The sequence below is a fragment of the Sporomusa sphaeroides DSM 2875 genome (assembly GCF_001941975.2).
GTDB classification, from domain to species: domain Bacteria; phylum Bacillota; class Negativicutes; order Sporomusales; family Sporomusaceae; genus Sporomusa; species Sporomusa sphaeroides.
The window spans coordinates 2,825,017-2,843,573 of record NZ_CP146991.1 but is presented as its reverse complement, the minus strand read 5'-3'; the positions used below and the strand labels follow the sequence as shown (position 1 = coordinate 2,843,573).

Below are 18,557 nucleotides of genomic sequence, written 5' to 3'. Positions count from 1 at the left end.
AAAAAACAATAATTTTTGCTCATATATATAACATGATATACTGCCAGTAAACAGAAGTCTATACCAAAATGAAAGCAGAACAACAGGTCTTGGAGGATGTGGATTTTTTTAGATGTGGGGAATTTACCTGGAGGGAGGAAAAATAATGGATAATGTATTCTACCGGAATATCAATAAAAATTATCTGGAAGTTGAGCGTGGCGAGGGCATCTATCTGTATGATACTGAAGGCAACCGCTATATTGACGCTTGCTCAGGGGCTGCCGTAGCTAATCTGGGGCATGCCCATCCACGGGTTATTGAGGCTATGACGCAGCAAGCAAACAAAGTTGCTTTTAGCCACCTTTCCCGCTGGACTTCCGCCCCGATCAAGGAATTGTCCGCCTTAGTGGCCAAACTGGCCCCCGGTTCTCTTAATAAACTGTATTTGGTGTCAGGGGGTTCGGAAGCTACCGAAGCTGCTCTCAAGATGGCACGCCAGTATTACCTTGAGCGGGACGGCAAATCGGGTAAATACAGGATTATTTCCCGCTGGAAGAGTTTTCATGGCAATACCATCGGCGCTTTATCCATGACTGGCGATAAACGCCGCAAAAAATATACGCCGCTGTTATTAGATTTCCCCCATATTGCGCCTGCCTATTGCTACCGCTGTCCTTTTGGCAAAAATCAGGAAAGCTGCGGCGTCGAATGCGCTCTGGATTTGGAACGGGCTATTAAAATGGAGGGGGCCGACAATGTGGCCGCCTTTATTGCCGAAAGCGTCGGCGGCGCAGCCTGTGGGGCCATTGTTCCCCATAAAGACTATTTTAAAATTATCCGCCAGATTTGCGATCATTATGATATATTGTTTATTGATGATGAAGTCATGGCAGGTTTCGGGCGTACCGGCACTATGTTCAGCATTGAGGACTGGGATGTAATTCCTGATATGATTTGTGTCGCTAAAGGCATGAGTGCAGGTTACTCGCCGCTGGGCGGAGTCATTGCCAAAGAAGAAATTTACAATGCCTTTAAGCAAGGTTCGGGTATTTTTGTGCATGGACACACCTATGGCGGCAATCCGCTATCGGCGGCCGTGGCCGTAGCTGTAGTCAAAACTCTGGTTGAGGATGAGTTGGTAGAAAAATCACGGGTAGTCGGGGCTTATCTGCTGCGCCGGCTGCAGGAAGAATTGCTGCCTTTCTGGTATGTGGGCGATGTTCGTGGCAAAGGCATGATGCTTGGCGTGGAACTGGTCAGGGATAAGGTTACCAAAGAGCCATTTGCGGCTTCGCTGGGGATCGCGGAAAAATTAACGCTGACTCTGGTAAAGCACGGTGTGATTGTTTATCCGGGTACAGGCAATGCTGACGGTGAAAACGGTGATCAGTTCCTGTTGGCTCCGCCGCTGACCATGACGGCAGAACAGGCCGACGAGCTTGTGGCAGCCCTGGCTGCCGGGTTTGCCGAATTTGAGAAAAAAATTGCCCTTCCTATGTAGGGATAAGGAGACACGCTATGGAAAAACTGATTATTACAATAGCGCCAACCGGAAATGTGCCGACAAAAAGCATGACACCCTATGTACCGGTAACGGCTGACGAGATTGCCCGGGATATTTCAGCCTGTTACGCCCAGGGGGCTGCCGTAGCGCACATTCACGCCCGGGACGAAGAGGGAAAGCCTGCCTCGGAGCTGAAGTATTTTGCCGAAATTGTGCGGGCCATTGACCAAACGGCCTGTCCTGTCATTAAGCAGATATCTACCGGTGCCAGGGCGGGAAAAACAGCCGAAGCCCGTGCCGCGGCGCTGGTACTCAATCCGGTTTCCGCCAGTTTGTCCACCGGGTCGTCCAATTTCCCCAATTCGGCCAATCTGAATGAGCCTGCATTGGTAGAGTACCTGGCGAAAACCATGCTGGCAAGAAACATTAAACCGGAAATCGAAGTATTTGATGCCGCTATGATACATAATGCGCTGGAACTAAAGAAAAAAGGCCTCATTAAAGACCCGTTGCAGTTTAACCTGGTACTGGGCGTTAAAGGCTCATTGCCGGCTACGCCCAAAAACCTCTTCTTTCTGGTAGAGAGCCTGCCGCCTGCCGCTGTCTGGAGTGTCTCGGTCATAGGCCCCCAGCATGTTAATCTGTCGGTTATGGCTATGTCCCTGGGCGGGCATGTCCGGGTGGGAGTAGAGGATAATATCTATTATGCCAAAGGCATTCTGGCCACCAATGCTGCGTTAGTAGAACGCATAGCCAATATAGCCAAAGCCATGGGCCGGGAAATTGCCACCCCGGAGGATGTTAAAAGAATATGGGACATAGACCAATAAGTATGTTAGGGGCAGACATTATGTCTGCCCCGTGTTTATTGAAGCTTCCATTAGCAGGTTTTTTTGGACAAAATAGAGAAATATGGTATTATATTTTTGACTAATGTTTTTGGATGAAAGGGGTTACTGGTTATGGCGAAAGATTGTTCCTTTGATATTGTGTCAGAAGTGGATATGCAGGAGATGGATAATGCTGTCAATCAAACTACCAAGGAGATTGGACAGCGCTATGATTTTAAAGGCAGCAAAGCCGAAATTATTCTGGAGAAGGACTCTTTAAAATTATCGGCTGAAGATGAATATAAGCTGGGGGCCATGCTTGATATTCTGCGCACCAAAATGGTGAAGCGCAATGTTCCCTTGAAGTGTCTGGACCCCGGGAAAATTGAATCAGCTTTCAGCGGCACAGTCAAGCAGACGGTCATGATTCAAAAAGGTATCAGCAAGGAAAAGGGCAAAGCCGTAGTTAGCTACATTAAAGAACAGAAGCTCAAAGTACAAGCACAAATTATGGATGACCAGGTGCGGGTAATTGGTGCGAAGAAAGATGATTTGCAGGCTGTTATTCAAAAGCTTAAAGAAAAAGATTTTGGGATAGAATTACAGTTTATTAACTTCCGTTCGTAAATATGCACACACTAAGTAAAAAAACGGGATTGCAAGTAAGCAATCCCGTTCTTTTACTTTGAAGATACTGTCTGTATGAACTATACTGCTGTCTATACTATTGCATGCTGATCCTCAAAGATGTTAAAAGCACGGGTTAGGCGGGTACGTTCAAAAGCTGCTTTTACGATGCCTGTGAGACCGTGAATCATAACATCGCCACCGTTTTGGAAGGCTCGTTTTTGAATATTAACCAGCATACCCAAACCGGTCGAGTTAATGCCGTCAACGTTGGAAAAATCAAGCTGAAAAGTCGAGTAACCCTTATCGATATAGCTGAGGATCGCCTCTCTGATTTGAGCGGCCAATTCACCTTGCAGGTCGCCGGTCAGGTTAATAATGACCTGACTGTCCATAATTTGAAACTTTTGTTTTTCCATAAAGCAGTTCTCTCCTTTATTAACAATATAGTTATTACCGGTCAGCGTCGGTTTTAAATTGAGTCATGGCCAGTTTAAGATTGGTAGCCATATTATTGGTTTCAACAGAGTTAGCAGACAAAAATTCCATAACGGTTGAGGTCTGCTTAGTAGCAACGGAAACTTCTTTGGCCCGGTGAGCAGTGTTTTCAATTACTGTGGCAAGTGAATCAATCAGATCAATCAGTTGGTCGGACTGCGTAACTTCTTCATCGGTAATTGTCAGTACTGCTTCGATATCGGTAACTGTGTTGTTTACGGCGGTTAAAATGTTTTTTAACGCCTGACGGGCCTGAGTAGCGCTGGCAACTCCGCCATCAACCTCGATCCGGCTGCTTTGCATAGCTGCTACAGCAGCCGCTGTGCTTTGGGTCACCTTGCCAATCAGCGCAGCTACTTCAGTTGCGCCTTGTGTAGACTGCTCGGCCAGCCGCTTAACTTCTTTGGCTACTACAGCGAAGCCACGTCCCGCCTCGCCGGCGCGGGCGGCTTCAATCGCAGCGTTAAGTGATAAGAGATTGGTTTGGGATGCAATGTTGGTTATGGTGTCAGTGATAGCACTAATTTGCTTTATATATTGGTTGAGTGTGGCAATTTCCTGTTCTGTTTCCAGTGTTTTATTTTTGATATTGTCCATACAAGTTACTGTGTGAACAACGGTCTGCTGCCCTTCAAGCGCTGCGGTCAGTGTTTCTCTTGATCTTGCTGCACCAGAGGTTGCTTCCCGTTTGGCAATATCGGTCAGCGATGACAATTCCAGCAGGGATTTAGAAACTTCGACGACAGATACAGTACCGATTTCAGCGTCGCCGGCAAGCTCGGCGCTGCTAGCGGCTATAGCTGCGGCGGTGCCTGATACCTGCTCAACTGAAGCTGCCGTTTCTTGCGACGCGGCTACAACCTGTTCAGCAGATTGTGATACCGTTTGCACTACCGAACGCAGATTTACCACCATGGAATTGATCGCTGTACCTAGCCGGCCGACTGCGTCATGAGAGGTAACCTTAATTTCCGGTATTGCTAAGTTACCTGTGGCGACTTCTTCCACACAGGCGACCATGACATGAATTTCTCTGAGGGTCAGCTGCAGGATGAAGAAAGCTAAGCCAATGGCCATGATGAGTCCGGCAATAATGATAGTACTAAATAGGATTAGTAAAGAATGATATCTGTTATCTGCGTCTTGATATTCCTTATTGGCAAGAGTGAGCTGCAAACTCAGTAACTCGGACAATTTGCCGGATACCGGTTCAATACTTGAGTACATTTCCTCGACCATGAAAGCGGATAATGCATCTTTATCTTCTTTGACCATAATATCAGCGGCTTTGGCGATTGCGCCGTCAGCTATACCAAAAAAGCCGTCAATTTGGGCTACCATACGTTCTTCCTCAGCTGTAAGTGTTTTGTTTTTGTAAGCAGCCCATTGTTCTTTAATTATTGCGGTACCTTCGTTAAGTTTATTGCGTCCTAACGCCCAGGCCATGTGTCCGTTTTTTACTTTATGGCAGGTGTCCACAATGTTTACGGTGAAACTGTCTGACATTAGTTTCAGTTCCTGCAGTGACACGATGCGGTTGTTGTACATGGCTTTCAAAGAGTCATTGGAATTTTTTATTCCATGCAGGCCGATAACACCAACGCAAATTGTCAGCAAGGACATAATTGCTATAACTGTAGCTAACTTGGCTTTAAGGCTGAGGCTGTAAAAGCATCTTTCCAAAGGTTTCAGGCGGAAGCCTTTGTTATGTGCGCAAACAGCCAAGCTATTCCACATGCCAGTCAGTTTTCGGCGGTAGTTCGAAGCAGGTGCAGGTGGTTTCAATGATAATTTAAAGCCGCTAAGTGCTTTGGTGCCGAAGGGGTTAGGGAGTTTACGCAATTTAATTTTGTCACAAAATTTACCGAAAATGGCTGCGAGCTTTTTGAAATTTTTCACATTATACTCCTTATGGTATACTTTGTGGGATGGGACTTTTTACCTAGTGTCCTTAAAAGAATTAGTTCAGGATGAGTCGTTTTCCTCCCGGGGATTTTTAAGATTATGTTAAGATTATGTTAAGAATGGCACTGCGTGTGTTTAGGAGACAGTAGACAATAGGTAGTTTACAAATATATAATTTAGTTACCAGGTGAGTGGGTATGTGGGTATATTAATTTGATAAACGGTATATAAGGAGAATTTAATGGCAAAGAAACGAAGCAATCATTTTATCTGGATACTCGCGCTTATGGGTGTTTTGGCAGTTATTATGTATTATCAGTTCGGCCAAAAGCCGGCTCAGCCTCCTGAGCCCGGCTACAATATGGAAAAAACAGGAGCCGGGGTAATACTTGACTTTTCCGAGCAGTCATTAAAACTTCATGCGGCGGTTGACAGCGGTTTGGCAAATAGTAAGGTAACTCCCCGGGAGGTAAAGGAAGCCAAGCGGGAAGTTCCCCGGACAGGTGTAGAGGGGATTATCCGCTGGCACACCCGGAATATTTTGCTGGAACTGCCGGAAACCGTATCGCCTGAAACTCTGGAACAAGCCATCAAGCCGCTTGCTGCCAATGCCGGCGGCAAGGTCATCGGCACAGAACCGGACAACTATAACGGCACATCGGCGGTCCGCATTGATGTTGGCATTCAAGATAGCCTGAACAATGAACCGCTTACCTTAGTAACTGACCGGATATATATTATCAAAGAGAAAAAGGCAGTGCCGTCCAAACCTAAGCCTAAGGTTGAGCGGAAATCAGGCAGTATGGCCATTATCATTGACGATTTTGGCTATACCAGAGAACCGATTGCCGGTTTTGCCAACATGGGGCGCCCGATAACCTTTGCTGTGCTGCCCTATCGTGCGTACAGCAATGAAGCCGCAACACGCGCTTTGAGCGCCGGCCATCTGGTGATGCTGCATTTGCCGCTGGAACCGCTGTCGGCCGCCGAGGAGACTGAGCCCACAGTAATTACTGTTGCTATGAGTGATGCGGAAATCAAGGATAAGGTGGCAAAAGCCATTGCTGCCACACCTGGGGTGAAGGGCGTCAATAACCATCAAGGTTCGAAGGCTACGGCGGACCGCCGGGTAATGAAAACCGTGCTTGGGGTGATCAAAGCCAACAATCTGTTCTTTATCGACAGCCGCACCAACGGGCAGACCATTGCTGCCGAGACTTCGCGGCAGCTGGGGCTCAGGACCGGGGAAAACGAACTGTTTTTAGACAATAGTTCTGATATTGAACTGATAAAAGACCAACTGCGTAAAGCCGTGAAAATGGCGCAAAAAAATGGCAGTGTGACAGTTATTGGCCATGCCCGGCCCAATACGGTTACTGCCGTGCGGGAAATGATTCCCGAAATAGAAGCCGGCGGTATCCGGCTGGTATATGTGAACGAATTGCTTGATTAACTAACTAATGGAGGTGGGGAAGATGGCATCAAGCTATCAGTTTGCCTATGATAAGGCGGTCGCCGACTTAAAAGAAAAGAAGCCGGCAGTTGTATGTCATAATGCTGTGGCCGAGTATTCGGCAATTTCCGGAACCTATGTAGTTCCTTTTTTCCAAAAGCCTTATGTGGTGAATGTTGCCGGCGGTGAGGTTTATGAGCAGGCAACCGGCCGGCGTTGTGCCTTGGGCACCGGGATGCTGATTCTGCATTATCTGGCTTTTGCCCAGGATGTTGAACCGTCCGGGAAATGGATAACCTTAAAAGAAGTACCCAATGGCGGCATGGTTTTTTTTCCAGCCTTTAAAAAAGAGGTGCTGGACGGTCTGGTAAATACCTTTCAGCATGACTTGCCCGCCTTTGACCGCGCCGCCGCTGCCTTTGGCGGCGAAAAGCTAAAAATGGCGCATAGTGCTTACTCTTTCCAGGCTTTCCCCCGGGTGCCGCTGGCGGTATTGCTGTGGGAAGCCGATGAGGAGTTTGGCGGCAACGCCAATTTCTTATTTGACACCACGGTGGAATACTTTTCACCGGTGGAGACCATTATCTGTTTTGGCTATTATCTGGGGTATAAGCTGGCACAGGCATCCGGGCTGCCCATTGCAGGCCGAAAGGAAGACCCGTTATGGGATTAAACCGGTAGCTAAATAAAAGCGGAAAATACGGAAAATGCCCTGCCGGGTTTACGGCAGGGCATTTTCCATATTTTCCTATCAGGAGGTTAGGGGCGGGAACTCTCAAAATCGGCAGATGAAAAGGAGATTGACTGTGGTTCAGGCGCTTTTAGCACAATGGTAAAATTCGCATTGTTAGGAGAAACCCTGCGCTTGGAAACATAGGAGAGGGTTTGCAGTATGATGTCATCATGCTGCAATTGGATATTGAGGCGGGCATGATAGCCTCGCGGCACGTCAATTTCCAGGGTATCGGCATCAGTCATGGCCGGAATGGAAAAGGTTTTACCAAAGCTGGTAATTGTGATGCCGGTGAGTTGCTTTCCTAAAAACGGATACTGCCAGAAATAATCCGGCTTTTCGATTTTTACTGCGACTGTTACTTTGGTAAGATCACTGCTGCTGGCCGAGGCTGCTGCCGGCAGCATGCTTAAGCCTGCTATAATCATACAAAGCAATAAACAGAGTTTATTTTTCCAGGTCATAGACATCCCTCACAATCAGATAGTTTTGAAGTAGAGGTATTCTTCTATGCTTATCCAAACTTTTCCTCTTTTTTGAGGAATTTTACAAGCTTTTCTACTGTTTATTGCCGGTTTTGCCGCCAAAAGGCGTCATGCTTGACTTTGAGCTGGCGGCGCTCGGGTGGTTCCGGCCAGAGTTCGGCAGCCTTGCCGCCGCGCATGGCGGCGGCAAGGTGGGCGTAAAACGCCGGGTCGGCTGCTTCCAGCGCGGCAATCCGTTCTTTGATTTCCTGGCGTTTGGTTTTACCGTTCATCGGGCAGGGACTGGCAATGGGTGTTAAGCCGTGCAGGCTGACGCTTTCCCGGAGCTCTTTTTCCCGGAAGTATACCAGCGGGCGAATGACGGTAAGACCGGTACGGCTTAAATAGGTTACCGGAGCAAAGGTTTTTAAGTGACCGGCGTACAGCAGTCCCATATAGAAGGTTTCTACCGCATCATCGTGATGGTGTGCCAGAGCTACTTTGTTGTAGCCGTGTTGTTTGGCATAATTATTTACGGCACCGCGCCGGAAAAAGGCACAGGTGAAACAAGGGTCCTTCCCGGCGTTATTCTCAATGATACCGGCAATATTGGCTTGGCTGGTGCCAAAAGGAATCCCCAGCCTGGTACAAAAATCCAGCAACGGCGCAGGGTCAAAATCAGTAGTGAACAGGGGGTCAAGGGTAAAGGCGCCCAGCTCAAATTTTACCGGTGAAATGTCTTTGAGAACTGCCAGGGCATAGGTCAGAAACAGGCTGTCTTTGCCGCCGGACAGGCCGACAAGGATTTTGTCCCCGTCCTGGAGCATGTCAAATTCGATAATTGCTCTGACAAACCGGCTGAAGTACGGTTGCGGCAGGTGTTTATGCATGGGTTATTTAGAAGCCTCACTTTCCAGTATTTTGCCTTCGGCCAGCCAATTCCAGTATTTTTTCGGAATGACATGCTGGGCTAGTTTGATGTTTTTGCGGGCGGCAATATACTGTGACTGATAATAAGTTTCCCAGGCGGCGGCAAAATCCTGATTTTCCAGATAAGGCAAGTAAGGGGCGGCGGCAGTCTGTGTTAGCTTGCCCTCCATTAATACCAGTGCCGTATCTTCCAGCAGGAAAACAAGCCGGGTGTTCGGGTAACGGGCAACAAACTTTTTTAAAATGAGATCAGCGGTTTGATGAAACAGTTTTGGCCGTGCCACCAGGGTATTGTCCGGAGCCGGGTGAAAGCGGATAAACCCCAGCATCTTGTGCACTTCGTGCGATACTACCTTGGCGCGGGAAAGAAACATCCGGCTGATATCACCAATACCGCAGAAACAATAGGAATGTCCGTAACGGATAGCCTGTTCGGCTGCCGCAAAAATGACAGCCGACCGGTCGGCCGCCTGATAACGCAGATTGGCCGCCACCAGCCGTGTGAGCGTCTGCCCAGGGCTGTCCAGCAGCCAGGCGGCGTTCAGACCGCAGGTGTCAGATACCTGTTTGAGCAAGGCTGCCAGGGGTATTTCGTCCGCATTATATACGGTGGTATCCTTAAACAGGCCGAGACTATCCTGTTCGCTGTGGAAGCAAGGCAGGTCATTATGTATTTGAGCCAGCAGCGCGGCTTTAATGATCGGCCATGGCGACTGTGAGCAGATGATCACGTGTGTCCCCCCATAAACTGAGTTGCGTATAATTTTGGCGGTTGGGTTTGGCGAGTTTGATGCGGTCGCCATAAAACCGGCCATCGATGGTAATGAAGGATAATGCGCGTTTAAGCACTAACCCGGCATTTTTTAATTCTGCCGGCTGTGTGAAGCGGTATTCACGGCGGACCCGGACAATTTTGGCGGCCGAGCGCGGGCCCAGGCCGGGCACTTTGAGCAAGTCCTGAAACGAGGCCTTATTTATTTCCAGTGGAAAGATTTCAGGATGATGGAGCGCATAGGCCAGTTTGGGATCAAGGTCCTGATCCAGATTGCCGCAGGTATCAAAAACCAAATCACTGTAGCGAAACCCGTAGAGGCGCAGGAGAAAGTCAGACTGGTACAGGCGGTTTTCCCGCAGCAGCGGTGTCTGGCCCACGGTGGCAAGCGGTGTACCGTCTACCGGCTGAAAGGCGCTGAAATACGCGCGTTTCAGGTTGTACTGGTGGTAGAGGCTGGTTACCGACTGCAAAATATCTTGGTCGGCTTCCTGGGCAGCGCCCACAATATATTGGGTGGAATGACTGACTCCCGGATGATTTCTCAGGTGGCGGCTGATTTTGGCCATACCGTCAAGTATCTCGCCGGTAAAGTTCTTGCTGCTGCTAAGCCGGGCCAAATGAGCGGCGCTGGGAGCCTCCATATTCAGCGATACCCTGTTGGCAAACCGCATGGCGGCGGCCACATCGGCATCGGCGGCACCCGGCAAAATTTTAAGATGGATGTAGCCGCCAAATTTGTAGCGGCTGCGGAGGACTTCCGCCACTTTAAGGATTTCACTCATGGTATGGCCGGTGGAGTGGGTAACACCTGAACTTAAAAACAAGCCTTCCACATAATTGCGGCGGTAAAATTCCATAAATAGTCCGGCCAATTCATCGGCAGCAAACTTGGTGCGGGCGACATCGCGTCCGGCGCGGTTGGGACAATAGGCACAGTCTTTTTCACAGTAATTTGTCAATAGCACCTTAAACAGGGAAATGCAGCGTCCGTCAGGAGTAAAGGAATGACATATGCCGCTGGGGGCGGTTGCCCCAATATTCCATTGTCCGGGCTTTTTTACTCTGGTGGCGGTTGAGGCACACACATCATATTTAGCCCCTTCGCCCAAAATTTTCAGCTTAGCCAGTGGGTCCAGCGTTTTCATGGTTTCACCACCAATATGTATTGTAACGTACGGCGCGTACAAACTCAACGAATGTGAACGGAAATACTAGCATAATTATAACATAAGAACATATGTTCTGCAAACGTTTGTTCTTTCAACTGGCTGATAAATAAGCTAATACGGCAGGAATGGCAGGAATAATAGGGGTAATTGTCGAATTATCGAATGTAAGAAACATTTATTTTTTCCGGAGGCTGTTATGCAGGTACTTGGCCGTTTGTTTAATTGCATCAATGCTCTGCTTGGGCTTAATACCCTCAAGTCGTTGCTGCGGTTTTGGGGATTTATGCTGGTTTTGCTGCCTTGTATTACGTTAATGCTTATTTTTACTTATTACGAGCTGCAGAATACCAAGCGGGAAAGCGCCGAGAATCTCGAGCAGATGATTACGATGCAGCAGGATACCATTGATAAGTGGTTTCATGAGCGCGCTGCCGTCATTAGAGATATGGCCAACTGGCCGGTGCTTAAAGCCGAAACAGAGGATATTGAGTCTATCGATGCAAGAATCCGGCAGTTCCTGCAAAGTCAGGATGAATTTTCTGCTGTCATTTATGTAAATAAAGCGGGAGTTACGGTTGCTGCCCCGTTTGCGACGGCAGGAATTGATATATCTGACCGTCCTTATTATCAGAAAGCCGCCCAGGGACAGGAATATATAAGTGATGTGCTGACAGCACGGGGGGCCGCCGACGGGCAGCCTGTAGTTGTTTTTTCAGCACCTGTCTTTGACGAACACCGTCAATTTAAAGGTCTGATGCTGGGAGCGGTCAAGCTTGCCACCATTGACAAGATTATGAAGCAGTTTCAGTTTGGACGTACAGGAGAAACCTATCTGATTAATCAACAGGGGTTAATGATTACCGAGTCGCGGTTTATTGGTCAACTGGTAAAAAACGGGGTTGCCAAGGATAATGCCAGGCTGAGTTTCCCGATTAACGGCGAAACGCTGCAAGTGGTCAGCCAGGGCAAAACAGGTACTGCCGCCTATACCAACTACCGCGGCCAAGAGGTTATCGGTGCCTATCGCCAGCTGATTAACCGTGACTGGATTATCATTGGCGAGGTTGAAAAAGGGGAAATATTAGAGTCCTTTTACCGGCAAATCAGCATTATGCTTATCTGTTTCCTGGTATTAATGCTGGCGACCCTGCCATTAACCATGGTGCTGGAAAAGCGGCTGGCAACTCCCATCAGGCGGTTGATCGCCGGGGCAGACGCCATGCGGGCCGGTGATTATAGCTACCGGGTTGAGCAGAGCCTTATTGATGTTTCGGTTTCGGAGATCAAAACCCTATGCAATGTTTTCAATTATATGGCGGAAAACATCCGTACGAAAACAGAAACGCTGAATGATGCCAATCAGGCGCTTACTGTTGCCAGAGATGCAGCTCTCGCAGCCTCGGTGGCAAAATCACAGTTTTTAGCCAATATGAGTCATGAGATCCGCACGCCGTTAAATGCAATTTTAGGAATGGGCGAGCTGCTGGGAGAAACCCCGCTTACGCCTGAACAGGAAAAATATGTGCGGGTGTCCCGGTCGGCCGGAGAAAATTTACTTAATCTTATCAACGATATCCTGGATCTTTCCAAGATAGAGCTTGGGCATCCAACTTTAAATAAAAGCGAGTTTGATTTATTTATCGCGGTGGAAGAGACTTGTCAGATTATACTGCTGCAGGCCCAGCAAAAGGGCATTGCGCTTCACTGGCATATCAAGCCGGAAACACCTTCCCGTCTGGTTGGTGATCCGGTTCGCTTGCAGCAGGTGCTCATCAACCTGCTGGCCAATGCCGTTAAATTCACGGAAGCCGGTGAGGTTACGCTTGAGGTATCGCAAAGAAGCCAACCGGAAGCCGACTTTGTCGAATTGCTATTTGTTGTGCGCGATACCGGTATTGGCATTCCTCAGGACAAGCTCGGACCTATTTTCGAGAGGTTTACACAGGTTGACGCTTCCGATACCCGGAAATATGGCGGCACCGGCTTAGGGCTGGCCATTGCCAAGCGTTTGGTGGAATTAATGGAAGGCCGTATTTGGGTGGAAAGTATGCTGGGAGTGGGCAGTACTTTTTACTTTACCGTAATAGTTGGTCAGGGAAATGAAACTACAGAAGCCGCTCACCTGTCCTGCACCGGGTTTATCACCTGTCAGCAGCCAATGCCTGAAGCCATCCGGCAGGAGCCTCTGAATATTTTGCTGGTGGAAGACTCGGCAGATAACCAGCTGCTGATTGAGGCCTATCTCAAAAAGACTCCGTATAAGCTGGATATAGCTGACAATGGCCAGATTGCTGTGGAAAAGTTTATGGCCCGCCAATATGATTTAGTGTTTATGGATATGCAAATGCCGGTGCTGGATGGCTATCAGGCCACCAGAACCATCAGAAACTGGGAACAGGAACAGGGCCGTACCCGTACACCCATTATTGCCCTGACAGCGTATGCGTTGCAGGAAGATGGCATAAAAACACGTGATTCAGGCTGTGATGCCCATCTCACCAAACCCATTAAGAAGCGTGTTCTGTTGGATGCTATAGCACATTTTGCGAGGAGGAACCTGATGTGAAATACAGTGTTGTTATTGATCGTGATCTGGAGGATTTGATTCCAGGATTTCTGCAAAAGCGGCAGGAAGATATCAACGCTATTGTAACTGCCGCAGATAGTAAGGACTCTGAGACCATACGGGTGATTGGGCATACACTAAAAGGTATTGGCGGCGGCTATGGCTTTGACAGAATCACCGAGCTCGGGGCAGCCATTGAACAGGCCGGAAAACAACAGGAACCGGTTAGAGCCCGCGAATTAGCCCAGGAATTGAAGCAATATCTCGAGGTTGTTGAAATCTGCTATGAATAGGCAGGGAGGAGTACTCAGATGGCTATCTTAATTGTTGACGATTCGGCAGACAGCCGGGTATTGGTTAAACGCTTATTGGAGAAAAATGGGTTTAGTGAGGTAATTACCGCCGAAACGGCATTCGCCGCTTTTGACTTATTGGGAATGGACCAGCCGGCCTGTGTATCCACGCGCATTGATCTTATTCTCATGGATGTAATTATGCCGGACATGGATGGGATTGAAGCCTGCCGGCTGATAAAAGCCAATCGATGTTTAAAAGATATTCCGATTATTGTCATCACGGCCAGTGATATCACAGAGACGCTGGAAAGGGCATTTACCGCCGGGGCTATGGATTTTATCACCAAACCGGTCAAGCCGCTGGAACTCAAAGCAAGGGTGCTTTCGGCTTTGAAAATCAAATATGAAATCGATCAGCGTAAAGCGCGGGAGGCTGAATTGGTAAAGGTGCTGGAAGAACTGGAAAATGCCAATAGAGAATTAAGCCGCCTGTCTTCGCTGGACGGTTTAACCGGCATTGCGAACAGGCGGCATTTTGAACAAATCTATGATATGGAGTGGCGGCGGGCGGCAAGAACAGGCAGCGAACTGTCGGTTCTGTTTCTGGATCTTGATTTTTTTAAATACTACAATGACACCTATGGGCACCAGGAAGGCGACGATTGCTTGAAACAGGTGGCGGCAGCCGCAGGCCAGGTTTTAAAACGGCCGGGTGATTTAGTGGCACGCTATGGCGGTGAGGAATTTGTTGTTATTTTGCCGGAAACCTCCATTGCCGGCGCTGTCGAGGTTGCGGAAGCCATTCGGCAAGCTATCGAGCGGTGCAATATACCGCATAGCGCTTCGCCGGTGGCTGCGCATGTGACGGTGAGCGTAGGTGTGGCAGGCGGCCGTGTAACACTGGCGGACAAGCCGTCCGACTTTATTGCCCGGGCCGATAAGGCGCTGTATGAAGCCAAGCACAGCGGCCGCAACCGGGTCAAAGTGGCTGAATGCTAGTTCTGGAAGACTGCTAATTCTGTTTGATTAAATACTGCCAGAAGGTCTCCAGACATGCCGGGCGCAGCGGCTGACGGCTAAGGGCATAGAATTGGCGTTTGATGGCGGTACCCGGCAGTGGCAGTGCAATAAGCTGACCGGAGGCAAGCTCGCTCTCCACGGCCCAGGCAGAGATAAAGCCCACGCCGATTTTGTTCATAATGGCGGCTTTAATTGCTTGATTACTGCCGGCTTCCATCACGACAGTAAGGTCAGCGGCTGTTATGCCCAGCCGTGCCAGTGCATCCAGCGCCGAGCGTGCCGTGCCGGAGGATTCTTTGCGCAAAATAAACGGTAAGGCAGGCAGCCAGTCTTTGACCGGGGATGTGCCGCTGACCGGTTTAAAATCCGGATGGGCGGCAAGTACCAGGGCATCTGTCCATAAGGGCTGACTGATAAGGCTGTCATCGGGTTTCGAGCCGATGACGGCAATGGGAAATTCGCCCTGGGTAAACCTTTTCAAGATGGTTTGGCTGTCGCCTGTTACCAAAGACAGCGTCAGTCCGGGATGTTCGCTGAGAAACCTGGCCAATAGCGGCGGCAGGATATAATCTGCCGGGATTGTGCTGGCACCAAGCAGTATCCGGCCTCTGGAACCTTGTGTCATGGCCTGAATTTCACTATGGGTGCTGGCAACCAGGCCGTTAATTGTCCGGGTAGTTTCGTATAGCTTTTCTCCGTAGATAGTTAGTGATACCCCTTTGGAAGTCCGGGTAAATAACGGGCAGCCAAAATTTTTTTCCAGGTTGTCGATATGAAAGGAAACGGTCGGCTGGGTTAGGGCGAGTTTTTTTGCAGCGGCGGAAAAGCTGCCTTCTTCGGCTACTTGTAAAAATACGGTTAATGATTGAATATAGGACATATGCTCACCTCAGATATAAATAGATATTCCAAATGAAATTTTTAACGTGTGTTGTATAGCTGTATAATTCGGAAACTAAGATACAATTTCCTCTTAAACAATGTCTTAGCAGGAATATTATTATAAGCATGTAATATTTATTGTACCGATAAGCAAAGGAGTTTGATGGACTGTGGCGAATATATTTGATCTAAAGGACTTATTATTAAATTTGCCAAGTCGCAGAACTTCCGGCCGGAATGTTCTGAGGCCGGCGGTGAGTATACTATCCATATAACAAAATAATCTAATCATAGTATACTTTGCGAGTGCATAGGGAAAGGGTTAGTAAATGCTCAGTTGTGTAATTACATTTCCGTCAGTATATCACGCCTTCCGGGCGAAAAAGATTTTAAAAGAACACAGCATTGTCGCCGAGCTTGTGCCTGTACCGCGTGAACTGAGTGCCTCTTGTGAAGGTTTGGCAGCCCAGGTTGCGGAACAGGACGTTGACAAGGCTGTTGAAGTGTTGGGGGCCAAGGGAATCGTTATGCTGCAAAAAGGTGTCAAGCTGGTACAGGCGTATTGATACCGCATTTTTTAAAGAGTCTGCATAGGCAGGCTCTGTTTTTTTTCTAAAAATCAACAGGAAAAGGCAAACATATGGAGAAAATATTAATGTTTATCCTACTTAAGACTTGGAGGAAGCTATGAATAACATATTTGACCGCTTGAACCCGGCGCAGCAGGAAGCTGTTGCCCATGTAAACGGGCCGCTCCTAATCATGGCTGGAGCCGGTTCAGGCAAGACCAAGGTCCTGACAAGCCGGATTGCCAATCTCTTAGCACAGGGAGTGGCACCTTATAATATTCTGGCCATAACCTTTACCAACAAAGCGGCTGCCGAAATGAAAGCGCGGGTGGCCGGGATCGTTGGCCTGGTTGCCAAAGATATTTGGCTGAGTACCTTTCATGCCTTCTGCGCCAAATTCCTGCGGATGGAGATTGAAAACCTGGGCGGCTATACCCGCAATTTCGTCATCTATGATGCCGGCGATTCGCAGTCGCTGATCAAAACCTGTCTGAAGGAACTCAACCTTGACGAAAAGCAGTTTACGCCCGGCGGCGTGCAATCCACCATCTCTAATGCCAAGAATGCGCTGCAGGATGTGCGGGAGTTCACTTCGCAGGCCGACAATTTTTACAATCTCAGAGTAGCCGAAGTGTACAAGCTGTACCAGAGCAAACTCAAAGTCCATAATGCGCTGGATTTTGACGATCTCCTGATGTTGTCGGTGGAACTACTGGAATATAATGCCACGGTTCGGGAAAAATATCAGCAAAAATTTCACTACATCCTAATCGACGAGTATCAGGATACCAACCGTGCTCAATACCTGCTTGCCCGACGTCTGGCGGCCAAACATCGAAACATCTGCGTGGTAGGTGATGTTGACCAGAGTATTTATGCCTGGCGGGGTGCGGATATTCAGAATATCCTTGATTTTGAATCCGATTATCCGGATGCCAAAGTCATTAAATTAGAGCAAAATTACCGTTCCACCCAAACGATACTCGATGCCGCCAATGCTGTCATCGAAAACAATTGCAACCGCAAGCCCAAATCATTATGGACAGATAACCAGGCAGGCGATACCATAACTCACTATCTGGCAATGGATGAACGGGACGAAGCCCGGTATATCACCGATAATATTGTGAAACTCAATACGGTGTATCGTACACCTTATAAAGATATCGCCATATTGTACCGTACCAATGCCCAGTCACGCACCATTGAGGAAGGCCTGCGCAATGCCGCTATTCCTTATACCATGGTGGGCGGCCTCAGGTTCTATGACCGTAAGGAAATAAAAGACATCATGGCGTATATCAAGGTGCTTTTCAACCCGGCAGATGCCGTCAGCCTGCTGCGTATTATCAATGTGCCCCGCCGGGGGATTGGCAATACTACCATTGGCCGGCTGGAAGAATATGCGGCCGGGCAGGGTGTGCCGCTGTTCGATGCCGTGTCCAACCCTGACTTGGTGCCGGGACTTACTAAGCGGGCTAAGCATCAGCTGGAAGGGCTGGCCGAATTGATTTTCAATTTGATGTCCTGCCAGAATACGCTGCCGGTGCCCGAACTGGTGGATAAAGTCATGCGCGATTCCGGTTATCTGGCCGAGCTGGAAGCCGACAGCGACCCGCAGGCGATGAGCCGCATTGAAAACTTAAAGGAACTTGTCAGTGACGCCAAAAAATTTGCCGAGACCGAAGCGGAAAATACGCTGGAAGAATTTTTAAGCCATGTGTCGCTGCTGACAGATCTTGATAATAATGAATTCTCTGATGACAAGGTGACCCTCATGACCCTGCATTCGGCCAAAGGGCTGGAGTTCCCTGTCGTGTTTCTTGCCGGACTGGAAGAAGGTATCTTCCCCCATGTCCGCACCCTGATGGACGAGCGGGAAATTGAGGAAGAACGGCGGTTGTGTTATGTCGGTATCACCCGGGCTGAGCGCAAGCTGTATATATCCAATGCCCGGCAGCGCATGATTTACGGGAATACGGTATGCTATTCGCCGTCCCGGTTCCTGGATGAAATACCGCCTGAGCTCATGGAACGCTATGCGCCTGGGCGCCCTGCCTATTTGTCATCCATGCCCGGCAGCCGTCCGGTTGCCGCCGCTTCGCTGCCTAAGGCAGCGGTCAAACCAGAACTCACTATCCTGAAAAGCCCGGTGCAAAACCCGGCTAAGCCACAGAACCTGGAATGGAAAGCCGGGGAAAAGGTGTATCACGCCAAGTGGGGCACAGGCACGGTGGTGGCCGTCAGCGGCAGTGGTGACAATATGCAGCTTAGCATTGCCTTTCCTAATGAAGGCATCAAAAAACTGCTGGCCCAACTGGCGCCAATCAGCAGAGTCTAATATATTCTTCGGG

The 18,557-nt window shown here is 48.8% G+C and carries 17 protein-coding genes; 10 read left to right on the top strand and 7 right to left on the bottom strand.

All coding sequences use genetic code 11. The features are described 5' to 3' along the window. Positions 1 to 145 precede the first annotated feature (145 nt). The 3 genes from SPSPH_RS13390 (at position 146) to SPSPH_RS13380 (ending at position 2,943) form a co-directional block, all read left to right on the top strand. Complete coding sequence (locus SPSPH_RS13390) at positions 146 to 1,483, top strand: aspartate aminotransferase family protein (protein WP_075756690.1); 1,338 nt, start codon at positions 146 to 148, stop codon at positions 1,481 to 1,483. Between the two features lie 17 nt (positions 1,484 to 1,500). Continuing rightward, positions 1,501 to 2,316: a 3-keto-5-aminohexanoate cleavage protein gene (locus SPSPH_RS13385; RefSeq protein ID WP_075756691.1), complete on the top strand. Its 816-nt coding sequence runs from the start codon at positions 1,501 to 1,503 to the stop codon at positions 2,314 to 2,316. 132 nt (positions 2,317 to 2,448) lie between these two features. Then, positions 2,449 to 2,943 carry a YajQ family cyclic di-GMP-binding protein gene (locus SPSPH_RS13380; RefSeq protein WP_075756692.1) on the top strand — a complete coding sequence of 165 codons (495 nt, stop codon included), beginning with the start codon at positions 2,449 to 2,451 and terminating at the stop codon, positions 2,941 to 2,943. A gap of 92 nt (positions 2,944 to 3,035) precedes the next feature. Here the strand turns inward: SPSPH_RS13380 and SPSPH_RS13375 are convergent, their stop codons facing one another. Together SPSPH_RS13375 and SPSPH_RS13370 are read right to left on the bottom strand one after the other, a co-directional pair. After that, positions 3,036 to 3,362 (bottom strand): STAS domain-containing protein, encoded by a 327-nt coding sequence (locus tag SPSPH_RS13375; RefSeq protein ID WP_083945615.1) that lies wholly within the window; start codon positions 3,360 to 3,362, stop codon positions 3,036 to 3,038. A 34-nt stretch (positions 3,363 to 3,396) separates the two neighbouring features. Next, positions 3,397 to 5,340, bottom strand: a complete 1,944-nt coding sequence (locus SPSPH_RS13370) for a methyl-accepting chemotaxis protein (RefSeq protein ID WP_075756693.1) — start codon at positions 5,338 to 5,340, stop codon at positions 3,397 to 3,399. A gap of 247 nt (positions 5,341 to 5,587) precedes the next feature. Here SPSPH_RS13370 and SPSPH_RS13365 point away from each other — a divergent pair, with 247 nt between their 5' ends. Together SPSPH_RS13365 and SPSPH_RS13360 are read left to right on the top strand one after the other, a co-directional pair. Then, positions 5,588 to 6,799, top strand: a complete 1,212-nt coding sequence (locus tag SPSPH_RS13365; protein WP_075756694.1) for a divergent polysaccharide deacetylase family protein — start codon at positions 5,588 to 5,590, stop codon at positions 6,797 to 6,799. A gap of 22 nt (positions 6,800 to 6,821) precedes the next feature. After that, the gene (locus SPSPH_RS13360; protein ID WP_075756695.1) at positions 6,822 to 7,472 is read left to right on the top strand and encodes a DUF3786 domain-containing protein; all 651 of its coding nucleotides are present in this window, start codon (positions 6,822 to 6,824) and stop codon (positions 7,470 to 7,472) included. An 86-nt stretch (positions 7,473 to 7,558) separates the two neighbouring features. Here the strand turns inward: SPSPH_RS13360 and SPSPH_RS13355 are convergent, their stop codons facing one another. The 4 genes from SPSPH_RS13355 to SPSPH_RS13340 all read right to left on the bottom strand — a co-directional run bounded on the left by SPSPH_RS13355 (position 7,559) and on the right by SPSPH_RS13340 (position 10,846). Next, on the bottom strand, positions 7,559 to 7,996 hold the full coding sequence (locus SPSPH_RS13355; RefSeq protein ID WP_075756696.1) for a hypothetical protein: 438 nt from the start codon (positions 7,994 to 7,996) through the stop codon (positions 7,559 to 7,561). Positions 7,997 to 8,097: 101 nt separating this feature from the next. After that, on the bottom strand, positions 8,098 to 8,886 hold the full coding sequence (locus tag SPSPH_RS13350; RefSeq protein ID WP_075756697.1) for a tRNA 2-thiocytidine biosynthesis TtcA family protein: 789 nt from the start codon (positions 8,884 to 8,886) through the stop codon (positions 8,098 to 8,100). A gap of 3 nt (positions 8,887 to 8,889) precedes the next feature. After that, entirely contained in the window at positions 8,890 to 9,657 is a 768-nt protein-coding gene (locus SPSPH_RS13345; protein WP_075756698.1) for a DUF4130 domain-containing protein, read from the bottom strand. Then, positions 9,620 to 10,846, bottom strand: coding sequence for a putative DNA modification/repair radical SAM protein (locus tag SPSPH_RS13340; RefSeq protein ID WP_233139096.1), 1,227 nt, complete (start codon positions 10,844 to 10,846; stop codon positions 9,620 to 9,622). The genes SPSPH_RS13345 and SPSPH_RS13340 overlap by 38 nt, the downstream gene beginning before the upstream one ends. A gap of 220 nt (positions 10,847 to 11,066) precedes the next feature. Between SPSPH_RS13340 and SPSPH_RS13335 the strand changes: the two genes are divergently transcribed. Genes SPSPH_RS13335 through SPSPH_RS13325 form a run of 3 tightly spaced genes read left to right on the top strand, consistent with a single transcriptional unit; the run spans position 11,067 to position 14,731 of the window. Beyond that, on the top strand, positions 11,067 to 13,436 hold the full coding sequence (locus SPSPH_RS13335) for a cache domain-containing protein (RefSeq protein ID WP_075756699.1): 2,370 nt from the start codon (positions 11,067 to 11,069) through the stop codon (positions 13,434 to 13,436). Then, positions 13,433 to 13,729 (top strand): Hpt domain-containing protein, encoded by a 297-nt coding sequence (locus tag SPSPH_RS13330; protein WP_075756700.1) that lies wholly within the window; start codon positions 13,433 to 13,435, stop codon positions 13,727 to 13,729. Before SPSPH_RS13335 ends, SPSPH_RS13330 begins: the two co-directional genes overlap by 4 nt. A gap of 18 nt (positions 13,730 to 13,747) precedes the next feature. Beyond that, positions 13,748 to 14,731: a GGDEF domain-containing response regulator gene (locus SPSPH_RS13325; protein ID WP_075756701.1), complete on the top strand. Its 984-nt coding sequence runs from the start codon at positions 13,748 to 13,750 to the stop codon at positions 14,729 to 14,731. A gap of 13 nt (positions 14,732 to 14,744) precedes the next feature. Here the strand turns inward: SPSPH_RS13325 and SPSPH_RS13320 are convergent, their stop codons facing one another. After that, the gene (locus SPSPH_RS13320; protein WP_075756702.1) at positions 14,745 to 15,632 is read right to left on the bottom strand and encodes a LysR family transcriptional regulator; all 888 of its coding nucleotides are present in this window, start codon (positions 15,630 to 15,632) and stop codon (positions 14,745 to 14,747) included. A 331-nt stretch (positions 15,633 to 15,963) separates the two neighbouring features. Here SPSPH_RS13320 and SPSPH_RS13315 point away from each other — a divergent pair, with 331 nt between their 5' ends. Both SPSPH_RS13315 and pcrA read left to right on the top strand, forming a co-directional pair. Further along, positions 15,964 to 16,200: a DUF3343 domain-containing protein gene (locus tag SPSPH_RS13315; RefSeq protein ID WP_075756703.1), complete on the top strand. Its 237-nt coding sequence runs from the start codon at positions 15,964 to 15,966 to the stop codon at positions 16,198 to 16,200. 121 nt (positions 16,201 to 16,321) lie between these two features. Then, entirely contained in the window at positions 16,322 to 18,544 is a 2,223-nt protein-coding gene (pcrA, locus tag SPSPH_RS13310) for a DNA helicase PcrA (protein ID WP_075756704.1), read from the top strand. The last annotated feature ends 13 nt before the right edge of the window (positions 18,545 to 18,557 follow it).

Coding starts and splice junctions, on each gene's coding strand:
- SPSPH_RS13390 (WP_075756690.1), top strand. CDS start 146: ATGGATAATGTATTCTACCGGAATATCAATAAAAATTATCTGGAAGTT.
- SPSPH_RS13385 (WP_075756691.1), top strand. CDS start 1,501: ATGGAAAAACTGATTATTACAATAGCGCCAACCGGAAATGTGCCGACA.
- SPSPH_RS13380 (WP_075756692.1), top strand. CDS start 2,449: ATGGCGAAAGATTGTTCCTTTGATATTGTGTCAGAAGTGGATATGCAG.
- SPSPH_RS13375 (WP_083945615.1), bottom strand. CDS start 3,362: ATGGAAAAACAAAAGTTTCAAATTATGGACAGTCAGGTCATTATTAAC.
- SPSPH_RS13365 (WP_075756694.1), top strand. CDS start 5,588: ATGGCAAAGAAACGAAGCAATCATTTTATCTGGATACTCGCGCTTATG.
- SPSPH_RS13360 (WP_075756695.1), top strand. CDS start 6,822: ATGGCATCAAGCTATCAGTTTGCCTATGATAAGGCGGTCGCCGACTTA.
- SPSPH_RS13355 (WP_075756696.1), bottom strand. CDS start 7,996: ATGACCTGGAAAAATAAACTCTGTTTATTGCTTTGTATGATTATAGCA.
- SPSPH_RS13350 (WP_075756697.1), bottom strand. CDS start 8,886: ATGCATAAACACCTGCCGCAACCGTACTTCAGCCGGTTTGTCAGAGCA.
- SPSPH_RS13340 (WP_233139096.1), bottom strand. CDS start 10,846: ATGAAAACGCTGGACCCACTGGCTAAGCTGAAAATTTTGGGCGAAGGG.
- SPSPH_RS13335 (WP_075756699.1), top strand. CDS start 11,067: ATGCAGGTACTTGGCCGTTTGTTTAATTGCATCAATGCTCTGCTTGGG.
- SPSPH_RS13325 (WP_075756701.1), top strand. CDS start 13,748: ATGGCTATCTTAATTGTTGACGATTCGGCAGACAGCCGGGTATTGGTT.
- SPSPH_RS13320 (WP_075756702.1), bottom strand. CDS start 15,632: ATGTCCTATATTCAATCATTAACCGTATTTTTACAAGTAGCCGAAGAA.
- SPSPH_RS13315 (WP_075756703.1), top strand. CDS start 15,964: ATGCTCAGTTGTGTAATTACATTTCCGTCAGTATATCACGCCTTCCGG.
- pcrA (WP_075756704.1), top strand. CDS start 16,322: ATGAATAACATATTTGACCGCTTGAACCCGGCGCAGCAGGAAGCTGTT.